This is a genomic window from Kitasatospora sp. NPDC059599 (genome assembly GCF_042735125.1).
Classification (GTDB): domain Bacteria; phylum Actinomycetota; class Actinomycetes; order Streptomycetales; family Streptomycetaceae; genus Kitasatospora.
Genome location: NZ_JBHWCL010000107.1, coordinates 16,012 through 32,292 on the forward strand (window position 1 = coordinate 16,012; position 16,281 = coordinate 32,292).

A 16,281-nucleotide genomic window follows, 5' to 3' on the forward strand; every position below is an offset into this window, starting at 1 on the left:
GAAGCAGCCGGCGCGGATCAGCCGTGACCGTCCCCCTCCACAGCGCGGCCCGACCCGAACGCCCGCCCCTCACCGCACCCGTCCTGGCCCCGCACTCGTTCTGGCCCCGCACCCGTTCTGTACCCGTCCTGCGCCCGTTCCCCGCCCGTTCCCCGCACCCGCGAAAGCCCGTGACCGACAAGGAGATCCGCATGTCCGCCAACCGCTACCACTGGGACCGCTCGCACCCCGGACTGACCAGCCTGCAGCAGGCCATCGACCCGCTGCGCCGCGAGGTGGTCGGCCATTCCGTCTACCACCGGCTCACCAGCATCGAGCGCGTCCGCACCTTCCTGGACAGCCACGTCTTCGCCGTCTGGGACTTCATGTCACTGCTGAAGAGCCTGCAGCGCGATCTGACCTGCGTCGAGGTGCCGTGGGTCCCGAGCGGCCCGACGGCCAGCCGCCGGCTGATCAACGAGATCGTGCTGGTCGAGGAGAGCGACGAGCTCGGCGAGGGCTACACCAGCCACTTCGAGCTGTACCTGGAGGGCATGCGTCAGGCCGGCGCCGACGCCCGCCCGGTGGAGGAGTTCCTGGCGCTGCTGGGCACCGGCACCACCGTGCCCGAGGCGCTCAAGGCGGCCGAAGTCCCGCAGGCTGCCGTGGACTTCACCGGGACGACCTGGTCCATCATCGAGACCGCCCCGGTGCACTGCCGGGCCGCCGCCTTCGCCTTCGGCCGCGAGGACCTGATCCCGGACATGTTCGCCCAGGTGATCGCGATCGACGACCCGGCCGGTGTGCTGACGGTGTTCAAGGACTACCTGGCCCGGCACATCGAGGTCGACGGCGAGCAGCACACCCCGATGGCGATGCAGATGCTGATCGACCTGTGCGGCGACGACCAGGACAAGTGGGACTCCTGCGCCGAGACCGTGCGCACGGCGCTGCAGGCCCGCTCCCGACTGTGGACCGCGATCGAGCAGTCCTTCCGGTAACCGCCCTGCCGGTTACCGTCCCGCCGGTAGCCGTCCGTCCGGCAGCGGTCAGACCACCTTCGGCAGCACGGCGGCCGACGCGGGCGGCTCGTCGGCCGCCGTCCGGTACCGGTGCAGCGCCGCCCGGCCCTCCGCCCCGCGGACCCGGGCGGCGAGCCGGGCCGGCAGCACCACCGTGGCCAGGTATCCCTCGCCGCGGAACCCCTCGACCGTCCAGCACACCCACGGCAACGGGTAGTTGGCGGCCGGGCTGAAGAACACCGGGCGGTTCCCCTGGAAGCTGACCAGGTAGGCACCGAAGCGGCTCCAGTTGGAGAAGCTGAACCGGCGCGCCTGCGGGTCGAAGCCCAGCGGCACGCACTCGCGCAGCCGCGACCGGCCGAGCGCAGTCAGAAACCCCAGATTGGCACGGAGGTTGAGGTGCGCGCTCGGGAACTCCTCGACCGCCGTCCGCAACGCGCCCGCGAGCGCCGCCGGCCCGTCCTTGGGTCGGTGCGCCACGTGGACCTCGCTCAGCAGGTTGCCCACCAGGGCGGGTGAGAGGCCGAGCCAGCGGCGCGCGTTGACCGGGACGGTCAGCATCCGCTCGGCGTCGTCGCCGTCCAACTCCCGCAGGGTGTCGACGAGATGGGCACAGAGCACGTCCCCGGAGGAGAGCCGGCGCCCGGCCGCCGCACCGAACTCCTCGCGCATCCTGGTCACTTCGGCGTCCGTGAAGGCGATCTGGACGGTCCGGTTGGCGCGCGGACCGGCGGCCACCTCCCGGGCCAGCAGCGCCGCCTCCGCCGCCGAGGGCACCCGGAAGCCGGGCCGGCCGCAGTCCTCGGCCGGCAGCGCCAGGTCCAGCAACTCGTCCTGGTCGCCGACGAGTTCGGCCTCCGGGAGCGGCTCCCCCTCGACCGCCGCCGACCAGATCCGCAGCAACAGCATGAAGCTGTTCAGATCGCCGATCGCGTGGTGCCAGGAGCAGCCGAGCACCGTCCCGCCGTCGGCGGTGCGGGTGACCCGGACGGTGAGCAGCGGCGCTCCGCCGCGCCGGGCGCCCGGGGCGTCGACCCGGTCGACGAGTTCGGAGCCGGCTGCCGTCACCCGGCCCATCGCCTCGGCGAGCGTGCCGTCCACGGTGTAAACGTCGAGCGGCACGCCGGAGTCGTCGCAGACCGCCTCCAGGACGCCGTCGACCGTGCGCAGCCGCCCGGCGAAGACCGGTACCCGGTCCAGGGCGCGGGCCAGGCCGGCCGCGAGCCGGTCGTCGTCCAGCGGCCGCTCGAAGCAGAGCACGACCGAGACGGCGAGGTCGGCGAGCATGGTGTCCATCAGGCCGCAGCGCAGCACCCGGCCGCTGGCGCGCCCGGCTCGGACGGTCCGGGATCGGCGCAACTGGGGCCAGATGCTCATGGGTTCCGTTCCGAAGCACTCGATGACACTCGGCGACACCCTGCGCTCGGCGACCCGCGCGGGCATGCCGAACGATAGTGCCGCCTCGGGGCAGTGGTCCAGTCCAATCCCGGAGTCCGGAAGGGCCGTCGGCATCCGTCGGCGATAGAATGCGCAGCATGGGAGAGCGCTCCGGCGCGATCACCGCGCCACCCCTCGTCCTGGTCACCGACACCGACTCCCAGCTGATCGATCCGGCTCGGGCCTACCACGTCGGTCGCGACCCGACCAGCGAGATCGTGCTGGACGACCCCCGGGTGTCCTGGCACCACGCGGTCCTGCGCGCCACCGACGGTCACTGGCTGCTGGAGGACGTCGGCAGCACCAACGGCACCTACGACGAGGGCCACCGGGTCAGCCGCGACGACATCGGCCCGGGCACCCGGCTGCGCTTCGGCGATCCGGTCGACGGCCCGGCCGCGAGCTTCGCCGGGCTCCCCGGCGCCGCCCCGGACGGCGGTCCGGGCCCGGGCGCGCGCACCGTCCTGCTCGCCCCGCAGTCCTCCGGCGTCTTCCGCAGCCCGAGTTCCGTGCTCCAGTTGCCCGGCCGCACCGTGCGGATCGGCCGGGCGCCGGACAACGAACTGGTCCTGGACGACCTGGTGGTCTCCCGCCACCACGCCGAGCTGCGCGAACTGCCGGACGGCGGCCACGAGATCGTCGACCTGGACAGTCACAACGGCACCTACCTCAACGGCCGCCCGGTCAGGCGCGCCCCGGTCGGCCCGGCGGACATCGTCGGCATCGGCCACTCCGCGCTGTGCCTGGTCGACGGCCGTCTGGTCGAGTACACCGACACCGGCGAGATCTCGCTGGACGTCCAGCACCTGGTCGTCCACGTCGGCCCGGACCGGCGGGTCCTGCTGGACGACGTCAGCTTCCCGCTGCCCGAGAAGACCCTGCTCGCGGTGGCCGGCCCGAGCGGAGCGGGCAAGTCCACGCTGCTCAACGCGCTCACCGGGCTGCGCCCCGCCGACGAAGGAACCGTGCTGTACGACGGGCGCGACCTCTACCGCGACTACGCCGAGTTGCGCCGCAGGATCGGCCTGGTCCCGCAGGACGACATCCTGCACACCCAGCTCACCGTCCGCCGCGCGCTGTCCTACGCCGCGGAGCTGCGCTTCCCCGGCGACACCGACCCGCACGAGCGGGAGGCGCGGGTCCTGGAGGTGATGCACGAACTGGGCCTGGACAACCGGGCCGACCAGGTGATCGCCAGTCTCTCCGGCGGCCAGCGCAAGCGGGTCAGCGTCGCCCTGGAGCTGCTCACCAAGCCGTCCCTGCTCTTCCTCGACGAACCGACCTCGGGTCTGGACCCGGGGATGGAACGCTCGGTGATGCGCATGCTGCGCGGGCTCGCCGACGACGGCCGCACGGTGGTCGTGGTGACGCACAGCGTGCTGAGCCTGAACGTCTGCGACCGCCTGCTGGTCCTGGCGCCGGGCGGTCGCACGGCGTACTACGGACCGCCCGGCGAAGCCCTCGACTACTTCGGCCACGACGAGTGGCCAGAGGCCTTCGAGGCGTTCGAGAACGACACCGAGGGGGTCTGCCGGTCCCGCTTCCTCGCTTCCCCCCAGTACCAGCGGTACGTGACGGCCGAGGCCGCGCACCCGCTGCACCAACCCGCGGCCTCCGCGCCGACCATCGGCCACGAGAAGCCGCAGAGCTGGCTCTCCCAGCTGGGCACCCTGGTCCGCCGGTACGCCGCGGTGCTCGCCGCCGACCGGTTGTTCCTCACCGTCATGACGGTGCTGCCGTTCGTCATCGGCCTGATGTGCCGGGTGATGGCGGGCTCCCGGCTCACCGACGAGAACGCCATCAACTGCCTGCTCACGCTCTGCCTCGGCGGCGTGCTCACCGGCTCGGCCAACTCGGTGCGCGAGGTGGTCAAGGAACGTGCGATCTACCGGCGCGAACGCGTGGTCGGGCTGTCCAGATCGGCGTACCTGGTCTCGAAGGTCGTGGTGCTCGGCGCGGTCACGGTGGCGCAGGCCGCGGTGCTGACCGTGGTCGGCCTGGGCGGGGTCAAGCTCTCCGCGCTGCCACGCCCGGGCGCCCCGCCAGGCGTGACGACGGGCGTGGTGATGCCGCAGCTGCCCGAGCTGATCATCGCGGTCGCGATGCTCGCGTTCACGGCGATGATGCTCGGCCTGGTGGTCTCCGCGGCCGTCGACAAGGAGGAGACCACGATGCCGCTGCTGGTGCTCCTCGCCATCGTGCAGATCGTCCTCAGCGGGCTGATGCTCAAGCTGTACGGCGTGCCCGGCCTGGAGCAGTTCGCCTGGCTGTTCCCGTCCCGGTGGGGCCTGTCGTCCATGGCCAGGACGGTCGATCTGAACCGGCTCACCGTGCCCTCCCCGATCACCGCGGACCCGCTGTTCCGCCACGCCCGCACCGGCTGGCTGGTCGGCATGGGCGCGATGATCGGCCTGTCGGTGGCGTACGGGCTGGCGGTCCTCGCCCTGCTGCGGCGGCACGAGCCCGCGATCATGCGCAAGTAGTCGGGTGACCGTGCACCGTGCACCGCCCGCGACATCGGGCCGGCCCGCGACATCGGGTCGGCCCGCGACGCCGGGTCGACCGGGGCCCGCGCCGGTAGAGTGAGAACAGCCCTGTGGTGCGAGTCGTGCCGCGCGCGGCGGGGGTCGCGCGGCGGAGGAAATGTAGCCGCCCATGGACGAGTTCGCGTTCAACCCCACCCACGTCGTCCCGCCGGGCGGTCTGGCCTCCTGGACGGCCCCCGATCCGGCCCGGCCCACCGCCCGGCTCGACGAGCTGCTCCCGCTGCAGCTGCTCGCCCGCCAGGGCGACTGGGCGCAGGTCCTCTGCTCCAACGGCTGGATGACCTGGGTCGACGGCCGGCTGCTGGTCGCCCTGCCGCATCCACCGCCGGCGGCCGGCGGGCCGCCCGCCCGGACCGCCGACCCGCGCCCGGCCCTCGCCGAGGCGGAGGCAGCACTGGCCCGCTACCGGGCCCTGCTGGAGGACCTCGCGGCCGGGACCCTCGACCTGGAGGCCTTCCGGGAGCGCTCGCGCGGCCTGCGGGTGGGCCTGGCGGTCGACGGCGAGGCGCTCTGGGTGTTCGACCCCGTGCACGACCGCTGGTGCTACTGCGACGGGCTGCAGCTCCAGACGTACGCAGCCACCGACCGGCGCCCGCCGGCCTCCGCGCCCACGCCCTCCCCCGCACCGTCGGCGACGCCATCCGCGACGCCGCCCTCCCCCGCACCGTCCGCGACGCCGCCCACGGCCGCACCGTCCGCGACGCCCTCCGAGACGCCGCCCACGGCCGCGGCACCGTCGCCCACTCCCCCGCCCGGACCCGCACCGACGCCGGCCGCCTCGCCCGGGCCCGCGCCGACGCCCGGCCCGTACGCCCCCACCCAGGCCGGTGAGCCGTGACCCCCGACGAACAGCTGTCCGCCCCGAGCCTGCCCGCCGGCCTGGTCGGGAGGAAGGTCGCGGGCTACCGGCTGGAGGGCGAGATCGGGCGCGGCGGCATGGCCGTGGTCTACCGGGCCAAGGACCTGCGGCTCGGCCGGACCGTCGCGGTCAAGCTGCTGGCCCCGGAACTCGCCCGCAACGAGGTGTTCCGGCGGCGCTTCATGCACGAGTCCGAGGCCGCCGCAGCGATCGACCACCCGAACATCATCCCGATCTTCCAGGCGGGTGAGCACGAGGGCATCCTGTTCATCGCGATGCGCTACGTCGACGGCGGGGACCTGCGGGCCCTGATCAACCGCAGCGGCCCCTTCCCGGTGGACCGGGCCACCCGGCTGGCCCTGCAGATCGCCTCCGCGCTGGACGCCGCGCACGACCGCGACCTGGTGCACCGGGACGTCAAACCGGGCAACGTGCTGGTCGCCGCCGGAACGGACAGTGAGCACCCCGAGCACCTGTACCTGGCGGACTTCGGGCTCACCAAGAAGTCCCTCTCGCTCAGCGGGCTGACCAGCGTCGGCCAGATCGTCGGGACCCTGGACTACGCGGCGCCCGAGCAGATCTCCGGCAAGCCGCTGGACGGCCGCTGCGACCAGTACAGCCTCGGCTGCGTGGTGTTCGAGATGCTCGCGGGCACCCCGCCGTTCCGCCGGGAGAGCGACCTCGCGCTGCTCTGGGCACACCTCAACGACCCGCCGCCCGCACTGGACGAGCAGCGGCCCGACCTGCCCGCCCCGGTGGCGGCGGCGGTGGCCCGGTCGCTCGCCAAGACGCCGGGCGAACGGTTCGAGAGCTGTCGGCAGTTCGTCGCCGAGCTGCGCGCGGCGACGGCACCGGCCGGATCCGCCCCGAGCCCGTGGGAAGCGGGCGGTCCGCCCACCCGGGTCGTCCCGGCGGTCGCCCGGGGCGGGCCGCACGCGCCGCCGGAGCCGCCCGCCTGGGCCGCGCCGGTGGTCCGTCCGCCGTCCGCACCGCTGTCGCCGTCGACCTCGGGAGGGAACCGCCCGCCATGGACGCCGTGAGCCAGGTCTTCGCCATGGTCGCCGCCGCGATCCACCTCGTCGCGTGGCCGCTGGAGAGCTTCCTGTACGGGCACCCGCGGGTGCGCTACCTGCTCACCGGCAACACCGCCGACGCCCCCGAGGTCCGGCTGTGGCGCTTCAACGTGGGCTTCTACAACCTGTTCCTGGCCCTCGGCCTGGTCACCGGCCTGGTCCTCCTGCACTCCGGGCACAGCGGCTCGGGCCGGGCGGTGATCCTCTACATCGCCGCGTTCATGGTCGCGGGCGGGATCACCCTGTTCGTCTCGGAACCGAAGCTGTGGCACGGCGCACTCGCTCAGATCGTCCCGGCCTCGGTCATCCTTTTGACCGAGGCTTTTTGACGATCAGTCACAGGTTTTACCACCCTTTTGCGCGGCTACAATCCGCCTGCCCCCGCGACGGTCGCGGCGGCTGGGGGGAGACAACAGTGGCCGGATTCCCGATCACCGACCGGTACGTCGTCGGCCTCGGCTGCCGGGTGAGCGTCGAGCACAAGACCGGCATGACGAAGGTCAACTGGAGCATCTCGCACCTTCCGGAGGGCGGCTCGCCCCGGCCGACCGGCGGGTCCGAGGAGATCGGCGTCATCTGCCCGCGCTGCCGACGGTCGTTCTCGGTCCGGGTGGAGAGCGCCGCCAGGGCGCGGGCCAAGCGACAGGTCCAACGGGTGCTGGGGTGGCTGCTGCTGCTCTCGCTCCTGGCCACCGTCCCCATGCTGATCCACCTGGGCGGCCAGACCGTCGAGGAGGGGGACGACCAGGCCGTCGGCAACATCGGCATGCTCCTCGGCCTGGCCGCCCTGGGCGTGATCGTCGGCCCGTCGCTGGTGCTCAGCGCGGGCATGCACGACGGCGTCAACAAGCTCCGGTTCATTCGGAACACCGGCCGGAAGAGCGTGTGGGTGCAGGGGCACCGGCTTTTCTGAGCGCCCCGGCCGACCCGAGCGCCCCGGCCGGTCCGCCGGCCGGCGGCCCTTCGTCCGTCACCCGACCGACGGCCGCCCCGTCGTCACCTGCCCGACGACCCGTCCTCCGCCGCCTGCCCGGCAGCACCTCCGCCGTCGACCTCGCCCCGGTGCTGCACCCGGGTGGCGAGCAGCGCGCCGAGCCCGCCGGTGACCAGCCCCCAGCCCGCCGCCAGCGGCACCGCCGTCCACAGTGACGGGTGCAGCGTGATGCTGCCGCCACCGATGCCGGCCACCGGATTCGACTCGCCGAGGACGGAGCCGAGCAGGTCGCCGAGGCCGCCCTGGTCGAGGCCCACGCCGAGCACGGAGATCCCGTACTCGGCGTCCATCCGGGTCCACAGGCCCACCAACAGCATCGTGACGGCCGCGGCGAGCGCGAACCGTACCGCGTGCCGCCAGAGCCGGACGGTGCGGGGCGAGCGGCGGGCCGCCAGGAACGCGGCCGCGAACAGCACCACGGCGGCCAGCGGCAACAGCCACCAGCTGCGGGCGTCCTGTTCGGCCAGGGTGCCGAGGTCGACCGTCGCCGTCTGCCCCTTCGGGACGCGCAGCACGTCCGCGAGCGGCTTGGGGACCGGGAGGCCGAGCGCGCCGGAGAGCCTGCCCTGCCAGTCGGCGCCGAGACCGATCCCGAAGGCCATCCAGACCAGGTCGGGCAGCACCAGCAGCACCACCGCCATGGTCTGCCGGGCGTTGCCGTTCACGATCGCGGTCAGCACCCCCGCCACCACACCGAGCGCCAGGTACGCCAACAGCACCATCCAGAGCGCGAACGCGGCCGGGCGGACGGCGAGTTGGTAGCGCACCAGGGCCGGCGGCAGCGGCGCGCGCCGGGACACCGCGAAGGTCGCCGCGAGCACCACCAGCATCCAGGCCAGACCGATGCCGATGGTGCTCAGACCGTCCGCGTGGAAGCCGACCTCCGGGGTGAGCCCGAGCGCGCCGCCGATCGACTCCGCGAGGCCACCGCCGAGCGGGACGACGAAGCTGTGCCGGGCGGCGAGGGTCAGCAACACGAGGGCGAGCACCCAGAGCACGACCGTCCGGGCGATCCGGCCGAGCAGCTCGCCGCCGCCGGCCACCGCGCGAAAGCGCAGCTGCCGCAGGAACACCTCGGCCATCACGACCGCCCCGACCACCGAAACGGACAGCGGCATCGCACTGATCCCGGCGTCCACGGCCGCGAAGTTGCCCGCGCCACCGTCGAGTTGGACGGAACCGCCGACGGCGAGCGCCAGCGCCGCGGCGACCACCGAGGGGAAACCGCCGCCCGGGAGGTCGGCGGCCCCGGCCAGCCAGAGACCGAGCGCGGCCACCGCCGCCATCGCGACCATTCCGGCCAGCACGACGGCGAGCGCGTCCAACCAGCCGCGGACGGCACCGGGCGGGCCCGCGGCCCCGGTCATGGGCTGCTGCATGCCACCTCCTGGTCACTCGACGGGCGTCCCGGCCCCTCCGGCCCGGCCGCCTTCCCAGAGTGACCGACGGTGGCCGCGCACGCTCGGCGACGGCCGGGGCACCTGCTGTTGCGGCGATCGGGGCGCCGGGGGAGAAATGGAAACCAGTGGCAGGAGCTTCCCGTGCCGGACGTGATCGCCGGCCGCCTGCGAAACGGAGCCTCGATGACCTCCCAACCGCCGCCGTCCGGCCCGCCGAGCGAGCCACCGTACGGCCCTCCTTCCGGTCCCCCGTCCGGCCCGCTGGCCGGTCCGCCCTCCGGCGGGGGGACGTCCGGACCGCCGTCCGTGCCCCCGCCGCCCTCGGGCCCCGGGGGTTCCAGGCCTGTCGGCGGAGGTGGCGGGCGGCGCAGGCCGTGGTGGCGCTCCGGGAAGGGGCTGGCCGCGGCGGCCGGGACCCTGGTGGTGGCCGTGGTGGCCACCGTCCTGATCGTCAGCAACCAGGGCAGCCACACCGAGGCCATCCCGGCCGCGAACGAGGTCGCGCTCCAGGCCCCGGCCGACCCCGGGCCCGCCCCGTTCACCCCGTCGGTGGAAACCCAGGGGATGACCGCCCCCGCCCCCGCGACCTCGGCGGCGCAGCAGCCCGGCGGCGCGTCCCCCCACCCGGGCGGCGCAACCTCCAAGGGCGGCTCGCCGGCCACGCTCCACAGCGTCGAGGGCAGCTCCGCCGGGCTGTACGGCGCGCAGATGGGCAAGTCCAGCTGCGACACCGAGCGGCTGATCGGGATGGTCTCGGGCGGGGACACCGGGCGTGCCTGGGCCTCCGCGGCCGGCATCGCCCAGGCCGACATCCCCGCCTACCTGCGGTCGCTGACCTCGGCGTACCTGCGGGTGGACACCCGGGTGACCAACCACAGCTACAAGAGCGGCGCCGTGGCCGAGTACCAGTCCGTGCTGCAGGCGGGCACGGCCGTCCTGGTGGACTCCCACGGAGTACCCCGGGTGCGCTGCGCCTGCGGCAACCCGCTGGGGCCGCCGAAGCTGATGAGCAACGCCAAGTACACCGGCAAGGCCTGGACGGGCTTCCAGCCGAGCTCACTGATCGTGGTGGTGCCGGCGCCGCAGCCAGTGACCGAGATCGTCCTCGTGAACGTCGAGACCGGCGGCTGGTTCGCCCGGCTGACCGGACGGATCGAGGTCGTGGACAAGGGCGTCGAGCCACCGAAGGTGCTGGTGCCGGGCGTCCCGCCGCCGGCGCCGTGGCAGCCGTCCACGCCGTCGGGGTCGGGGAAGACCTCAGGCCCCACGACGTCCGGCCCCACGACGTCCGGCTCGACCACCTCGGGATCCACGACCTCGGGCTCCACGACGTCCGGCTCCACGACCTCGGGATCCACCACCTCGGGATCCACGAGCTCGGGATCGACCACCTCCGGCTCCACGACGTCCGGCCCCACGACGTCCGGCCCCACGACCTCGGGAGCGACCACCTCCTCGGGCGGGCCGTCGTCCTCCTCGGCGACCACCTCCACGGGCACTCCGCCCGCGACGAAGTCGACGTCGAGCGCCGCCACCGCGACCGCCACCACGGGTACGCCGACGAGCGCGGTCGCCACCACGACCACCGGCAAGCCCACCGTCACCAGTACGTCGGTCGCGAGCACCACCATCTCCCCGAAGACGCCGACCGCGACCTGAGCGACCACGGCGCCGTCGGCCTCCCGCCGTGCCCGACCACGGTGACCGCCGCGCCGAGCTGACCCGGCGCCAGGCCGACCCCCGCTGCCACCGCCCGCCTCCCCGGCCGGTGGCAGCGGCGCGTCCGCCGGGATCGGCTCCCTCGGTCTCGCCGGTGCCCCCGGTGCCGCCGGTGCACCGTCGTCGCCGGCCACTCAGAACTCGAACAGCGGTCCGCCCACCGTCGGCGGCACCGGCTCCAGCACGTCGCGCAGCGCCCGAACGCCCCGCCGCCACGCCGGGCCCTCCTCCGTCTCGTCCCAGAGCTCCGCGAGCTCCGACTCCTCGGCCACCACGCGGTCCAGTGCCTCCACCGCGAGACCGCGCAGCTCGACGGCCGGCGGCGGTATCTCCGCCGCGGGGCCGTAGGTGCTCTCCACCGCCGCGCCGCCCGGGCACTGCGCCGCCACCAGGGCGGCGGCGGCCACCGATTCGGCGCCCTCGTCGAACTCCAGGTACTCCCCCGCCCGGGCGGCGCCCAGCAGCGCGGACCGGAGGATCGACTCGCGCTCGGCCGGCTCCGCGTCGTCGAGGGCGTCGGCGAAGTCCGCCGCGGTGTCGTTGTCGAAGTGCCCGATGTCCCAGGTGCCCACGCCGATCCCCTCAAACGCCGTCCGTCCTCGTGTGCGACGCATGCTGGCACAGGCCGCTGACAATCCCTCGGACGGGCGGAAATGCGCTGGTCAGCGGTGCCGCCGTGGGGCAGGATGCCCCTCATGACGACCACACGGGGACTGGACGCCGACGGACACATCGCGCGGGAGGGCTCGCTCGCCCGCGTGCCGGCGCCGTTCGCCCCGGTGGTGGCCGCCGCCCGGGAACGGATCGCCGAGGCGTTCGGCCCCGACCGGCTGCACAGCGCCTACCTCTACGGCAGCGTCCCGCGCGGCACTGCGGTGCCCGGCGTCTCCGACCTCGACCTGCTGCTGGCCCTGCACCACGAGCCCACGGCGGCGGACCGGGCGGACGCCGACGCCCTCCAGGCCGTGCTGGACGCCGAGTTCGCGCAGGTCGACGGCGTCGGCGTGCTGCTCTTCGACACGGGCACGCTGCTCAGCGAACTCGAACGGCACGACCTGGGCTGGTTCGTGGCCTGCCTCTGCACCCCGCTGCTGGGCCCGGACCTCGCCGCCGGGCTCCCCCGCTACCGCCCCACCTCGCTGCTCGCCCGGGAGACCAACGGCGATCTGGCCCTCGCCCTGCCGGGCTGGCGGGAACGCGCGGCCGCCGCCGCCACGGACGCCGACGTCCGCGCCCTCACTCGCACGGTCACCCGCCGGATCGTCCGCACCGGCTTCACGCTGGTCATGCCCCGCTGGGGCGGCTGGACCAGCGACCTCACCGCCTCCGCCGAGGCCTTCGCCGCCCACTACCCCGGGCGCGCCGACCAGATGCGCCTCGCGGCCACCGTCGCCCGCACTCCCACCGCCGCCCGCACTCCCGCCGACGCCCGCACCGCCGACGCGGAACGGGCCGTGCTCGCCGTGCTCATCGACGACCTCGGCCCCTGGCTCGCGGCGGAGTACACCGCCGTCCACGGCGAGAAGGCCCCGCGCCCCTGACCAGCGCCCCTGCCCAGCGCCCGGGGCCCGGGCCCGTCAGTCCACGCAGGGGATCCCGCCCGCCCTCACCGCGGGCCCCTGCATCGGCAGGGCCGCCGACGGGTCGGCGGACGGGGTGCCCGACGCGGCACCCCCCGAAGACGCGGAAGCGGCTGCGGTCGGCGTCCGGGTGGTGGCGAGGGTGAGCAGTACGTGGCCCGGCGCCACGGCACCGGAGGACACCGCCGTGACGCCGTAGCGGGTGGCGAGTTGCTGGGCGTCGGCCTTCGCCCCGGTGCCGTAGGCCACGGTGGTGACCTTCGTCCTGGCCGGGGCGTCGCCGATCCTGCCCGCCGGGTAGCCGAGTTCGGCCAGTGACCTGGACTCGTTGGAGGCCGCACCGGCGCCGGCCGCCGCGTTGACGTCGACCACCGCCTTCGGCGGACCGCCCGACGCGGAGGGGGGCGGGGCGGCGGTGGGCGCGGCGGTGTCGCCCGCGGTGCCCCCGGGGGCGGTGCCCGACGCCGACTCGTGGTTGAACAGCTGCCGGACGATCTTCTTGATCAGGTCCGGGTTGACGGTGTTGACCTCCTGCCCGCCGACGGTCTTGAACCCGGCGATCGGCAGGGTGTTGAACTCCACGTTGCCGCCCGTCAGGTTGGGCGCCTGCCGGGCGAAGTCGAGGATGTTCCACTCGTTGTCGATGACGACGTCCTTCTTCACCACCGCCAACAGCTTCTGCATCTGCCCGAGGTCGTTCAGGATGCCCTGCTGTTTGAGCTTGTACTCGACGGAGGAGATGAAGGCCTGCTGCCGGTGGGTGCGGTCGAGGTCGCCGTTGGTCAGGTGGTGGCGCTGGCGGACGAAGGAGAGCGCCTGGGCGGCGTCGAGGGAGCTGATTCCGGCCGGGAGTCTGAGGCCGGTGCCGCCGCCCTCGTGGGTGGCGGTCCGCGCGATGATCGGATCGTCCACCGGGTGGTTGAGGCAGACCTGGATCGGTTCGACCGCCTTGGCGATGTCGTAGAAGCCGATCAGGTTCACCTCCGCGAAGTGGTCGATCGGGACGTCCAGGAGGCTCTGCACGGTCTGGATGGTGGCCGAGCGGCCGGCCTCCCGGCTCTGCCGCTCCAGCTCCGCCTTGGAGAGTCCCTTGCCGGCCAGCTTCGGCTCGGCGGCCTCCTTGGCGATGCCGTACGCCTCCTTGATCTTGTGCATCCTGCCGTCGGCGCCCACGGTCTGCACGTAGTCGTCGCGCGGGACGGACAGCGCGGTGACCTTGCCGCCGTCGGCCGGGATGTGCAGCACGATCAGGGCGTTGGTGTTGTAGCCGCCGATCCCGCTGGATCCGGCGTGCAGTTCGTCCTCGACGAACTGTTTGGGCAGGTCGTTGCCGTCCATGTCCTTGCGGCTGTCGAGGCCGATCAGCAGCAGGTTGACGGACTTGTCGAGGTGCGGCGGGGCGTTCTTCTTGGCCTCGCTCAACGCGGTGGACTTGAACATGCCGTCGTCCAGGCTGCGGTACTCGTACCAGGTGAAGCCGCTGGCACCGAGCACGGCGACGGAGACGGCGCAGGCCAGGGTGCGCCCGGCGACGGTCAGCGGGGCGGCCCCGCGCCGCGGGGCGCGACCGCGCGGAACGCCGCCGCGGCCCGTCCGTCCCGCGGTGCCGCCGGTGCGGTTGCCGTTCCGGCTCCGGTTGCGCTCAGCCACGGCGGCTCGCCCCGGCCGGGACGCCGGGACCGCCGGGTCGTCGACGGCCGAGCACGGCCCGGCGGCGGTCGGCCACTGCCCGGCCGACGGCCACCGCCAACGCCAGGCCCACCGCGGCGGCCATCACCGGGAACGCCTCGACCACCCAGCGCAGCGCACCGGTGCCGAGGTTCCCGCCCCGGTACCGGTCGGGCCGCGCCGCGTACTCCACGCCCGACGCGACGAGCAGCACCACGACCGGAGCCGCCGTCACCACCCGCCACCGGCCCGCCCGGCTGCACACCGCCGCCGCGGCGCCCGTCCCCAGCACCGAGGCCACCGCGAAGAGCGGGCCGACCCCGGGCCCGCCGAGTTCGTCCGCGACACCGCCCAGCACGGGCAGTCCGACCGCCGCACACAGGGCCACCAGGCCGCCGCGCCGCCGCGCCTGCTGCCGTCGGCGCGCCGCCCCCGCCCGCAGCACCCGCGCCGACCGTTCCGCGCCGCCGCGCCCGGCGTCCGCCGCGCCTGCCGGGCCGTCGGCCGTGCGGGAGCGCTGGGCCGGGAAGGCACGGTCCTCGGTGCGCGGTCCCGCGTCCTGGTACGGCGTTCTCGCCCGCTGGCCGGCCATGCGCACTTCCCTCGATCGTTGCGGCTGCGGCGGCGCGATCGCACCGTCGCCGACGCCGGGACGCCTTCGGTCCCGGCGGCGATCCCGTCCTCTACAGCTCTGTAGAAGTCGGTTTGGAGCATACAAACTCGAGTCGACCACGTCACTCGCCGCCGACCGGCAGCAGGCGAACCGTTCGGCGGGCCGTCGTTAGGATGGTCATGATCCCCGCCACGTCGGCACACCATCAGGAACGCATCAGAGGAGCAGAGCGTCACCATGTTTGAGAGTCTGAAGAACCTCGCGGACAAGGCCACCGACCTCGCCCGCGAGCACGGCGACGTGATCGGGCAGGGCCTGGAGAAGGTCGGTGACGCGATCGACGACCGCACGGACGGCAAGTACAGCGGGCAGATCGACACCGGCGTCGCGAAGGCGAAGGACTTCCTGCACAACCTCGACGACGACCGGAAGCCCGCCGAGTAACCTGCCACCGGGCACGACCGACCGTACGGCGATCGAACGGACACACGGGCGAACGGGGAGGGGCCGGCAGCGGTGAGCGAGGAACAGAAGGGGTCGGGCTGGGGGCGCTGGCTGGTGATCGGCGTCGTGGTCGTGGCCGGACTCGGCCTCGTCCGCGGGAACGGCCACGACGGCCCGACCTCCGCCGACCCCTCGCCGTCCGCCGCCGCGTCGTCCCCGGCGTCCGGCACCGCGCCGTCGACCGGAGCCCCGGCCGAGCCGTCGAAGCCCCCGGGCCGGTACGACCCCGCCGACTACGCCGCGCCGGTCCGCCAGTACGCCGCCGAGGCCGGGGTCAACCCGCAGCTGCTGATGGCGATCCTCTACAACGAGTCGTACAAGCCGCACGACCCCGAGCTCGAACGCGCCTGGCAGCGCAGCAAACCGGACGCCTCCTTCGGCATCGCCAACATGCACCGGGCCGCGTTCGACGACACCAAGCCGGGCCGCCCGTTCGCCACCCGCCAGTGGGAGGAGCTCCCGGACGACCGCAACCTGGCCGTCCAGGCGGCCGCCTGGCACCTGCACGACCTCGCGGCTCGACTACCTGCCCACCCTGGCGTGTCGCTGAGCCGGGACGAACTCGTCGCCCTCGGCTACAACGCGGGCGCGGGCAACATGCTGGCCTTCGCCCGGGGCGTCAAGATCGGCTCCCAGGCACAGTCCTACCTGGACCGGCTGCGCGACAACTGGGCGAAGTCCGGCGACGCCGTGAAGTGAGAGCCGTGAAGTGACACCGTGAAATGACACCGGTGAAGGGACGCCGTGAAGTGACGCCGTGCAACGGCGGAGTGAAGTGACGGCGTGAAACAGGACCGTGGCGCGCGGCATGAGCCGGGGAGCCGGGGCCGGCTGCCGTCGGCCCCGGCTCCCCGGGCGTCAGACGCCGAGGCGGGCGGCCCACGCGG

Annotated in this window: 15 protein-coding genes; 10 read left to right on the top strand and 5 right to left on the bottom strand. The window is 74.0% G+C overall.

Going from position 1 to position 16,281, the window contains the following annotated elements; genetic code table 11:
• The first annotated feature begins 191 nt into the window (after positions 1-191).
• Positions 192-980 carry a DUF3050 domain-containing protein gene (locus tag ACFV04_RS30205; RefSeq protein ID WP_380533824.1) on the top strand — a complete coding sequence of 263 codons (789 nt, stop codon included), beginning with the start codon at positions 192-194 and terminating at the stop codon, positions 978-980.
• A gap of 48 nt (positions 981-1,028) precedes the next feature.
• On the opposite strand, the gene ACFV04_RS30210 is transcribed toward ACFV04_RS30205, so the two are convergent.
• The gene (locus ACFV04_RS30210; protein WP_380533826.1) at positions 1,029-2,378 is read right to left on the bottom strand and encodes an acyltransferase; all 1,350 of its coding nucleotides are present in this window, start codon (positions 2,376-2,378) and stop codon (positions 1,029-1,031) included.
• A 158-nt stretch (positions 2,379-2,536) separates the two neighbouring features.
• Between ACFV04_RS30210 and ACFV04_RS30215 the strand changes: the two genes are divergently transcribed.
• The 5 genes from ACFV04_RS30215 (at position 2,537) to ACFV04_RS30235 (ending at position 7,829) form a co-directional block, all read left to right on the top strand.
• Entirely contained in the window at positions 2,537-4,921 is a 2,385-nt protein-coding gene (locus tag ACFV04_RS30215) for an FHA domain-containing protein (RefSeq protein ID WP_380344797.1), read from the top strand.
• Between the two features lie 172 nt (positions 4,922-5,093).
• On the top strand, positions 5,094-5,822 hold the full coding sequence (locus tag ACFV04_RS30220; RefSeq protein WP_380533828.1) for a hypothetical protein: 729 nt from the start codon (positions 5,094-5,096) through the stop codon (positions 5,820-5,822).
• Complete coding sequence (locus ACFV04_RS30225; protein ID WP_380533830.1) at positions 5,819-6,883, top strand: serine/threonine-protein kinase; 1,065 nt, start codon at positions 5,819-5,821, stop codon at positions 6,881-6,883. The genes ACFV04_RS30220 and ACFV04_RS30225 overlap by 4 nt, the downstream gene beginning before the upstream one ends.
• Entirely contained in the window at positions 6,871-7,245 is a 375-nt protein-coding gene (locus ACFV04_RS30230) for a DUF1304 domain-containing protein (protein WP_360257521.1), read from the top strand. Before ACFV04_RS30225 ends, ACFV04_RS30230 begins: the two co-directional genes overlap by 13 nt.
• Before the next feature lie 86 nt (positions 7,246-7,331).
• Entirely contained in the window at positions 7,332-7,829 is a 498-nt protein-coding gene (locus ACFV04_RS30235; RefSeq protein WP_380533832.1) for a hypothetical protein, read from the top strand.
• Between the two features lie 83 nt (positions 7,830-7,912).
• Here the strand turns inward: ACFV04_RS30235 and ACFV04_RS30240 are convergent, their stop codons facing one another.
• A complete protein-coding gene (locus tag ACFV04_RS30240; RefSeq protein ID WP_380533834.1) occupies positions 7,913-9,289 on the bottom strand; it encodes a streptophobe family protein in 1,377 nt (458 codons plus the stop codon).
• Between the two features lie 450 nt (positions 9,290-9,739).
• On the opposite strand from ACFV04_RS30240, the gene ACFV04_RS30245 reads away from it, so the two are divergent.
• Positions 9,740-10,969: a DUF6777 domain-containing protein gene (locus ACFV04_RS30245; protein ID WP_380533836.1), complete on the top strand. Its 1,230-nt coding sequence runs from the start codon at positions 9,740-9,742 to the stop codon at positions 10,967-10,969.
• Between the two features lie 194 nt (positions 10,970-11,163).
• Here ACFV04_RS30245 and ACFV04_RS30250 read toward each other — a convergent pair whose 3' ends face one another.
• Entirely contained in the window at positions 11,164-11,601 is a 438-nt protein-coding gene (locus ACFV04_RS30250) for a DUF4259 domain-containing protein (protein WP_380344780.1), read from the bottom strand.
• 123 nt (positions 11,602-11,724) lie between these two features.
• Here ACFV04_RS30250 and ACFV04_RS30255 point away from each other — a divergent pair, with 123 nt between their 5' ends.
• Complete coding sequence (locus tag ACFV04_RS30255) at positions 11,725-12,570, top strand: nucleotidyltransferase (RefSeq protein WP_380533838.1); 846 nt, start codon at positions 11,725-11,727, stop codon at positions 12,568-12,570.
• A 36-nt stretch (positions 12,571-12,606) separates the two neighbouring features.
• Here the strand turns inward: ACFV04_RS30255 and ACFV04_RS30260 are convergent, their stop codons facing one another.
• Together ACFV04_RS30260 and ACFV04_RS30265 are read right to left on the bottom strand one after the other, a co-directional pair.
• Positions 12,607-14,259 (bottom strand): LCP family protein, encoded by a 1,653-nt coding sequence (locus ACFV04_RS30260; protein ID WP_380533840.1) that lies wholly within the window; start codon positions 14,257-14,259, stop codon positions 12,607-12,609.
• Positions 14,252-14,869: a DUF6542 domain-containing protein gene (locus ACFV04_RS30265; RefSeq protein WP_380533842.1), complete on the bottom strand. Its 618-nt coding sequence runs from the start codon at positions 14,867-14,869 to the stop codon at positions 14,252-14,254. Before ACFV04_RS30265 ends, ACFV04_RS30260 begins: the two co-directional genes overlap by 8 nt.
• 258 nt (positions 14,870-15,127) lie before the next feature.
• On the opposite strand from ACFV04_RS30265, the gene ACFV04_RS30270 reads away from it, so the two are divergent.
• Complete coding sequence (locus tag ACFV04_RS30270; RefSeq protein WP_380344769.1) at positions 15,128-15,334, top strand: antitoxin; 207 nt, start codon at positions 15,128-15,130, stop codon at positions 15,332-15,334.
• A gap of 72 nt (positions 15,335-15,406) precedes the next feature.
• A complete protein-coding gene (locus ACFV04_RS30275; RefSeq protein ID WP_380344767.1) occupies positions 15,407-16,093 on the top strand; it encodes a transglycosylase SLT domain-containing protein in 687 nt (228 codons plus the stop codon).
• Positions 16,094-16,281 lie beyond the last annotated feature (188 nt).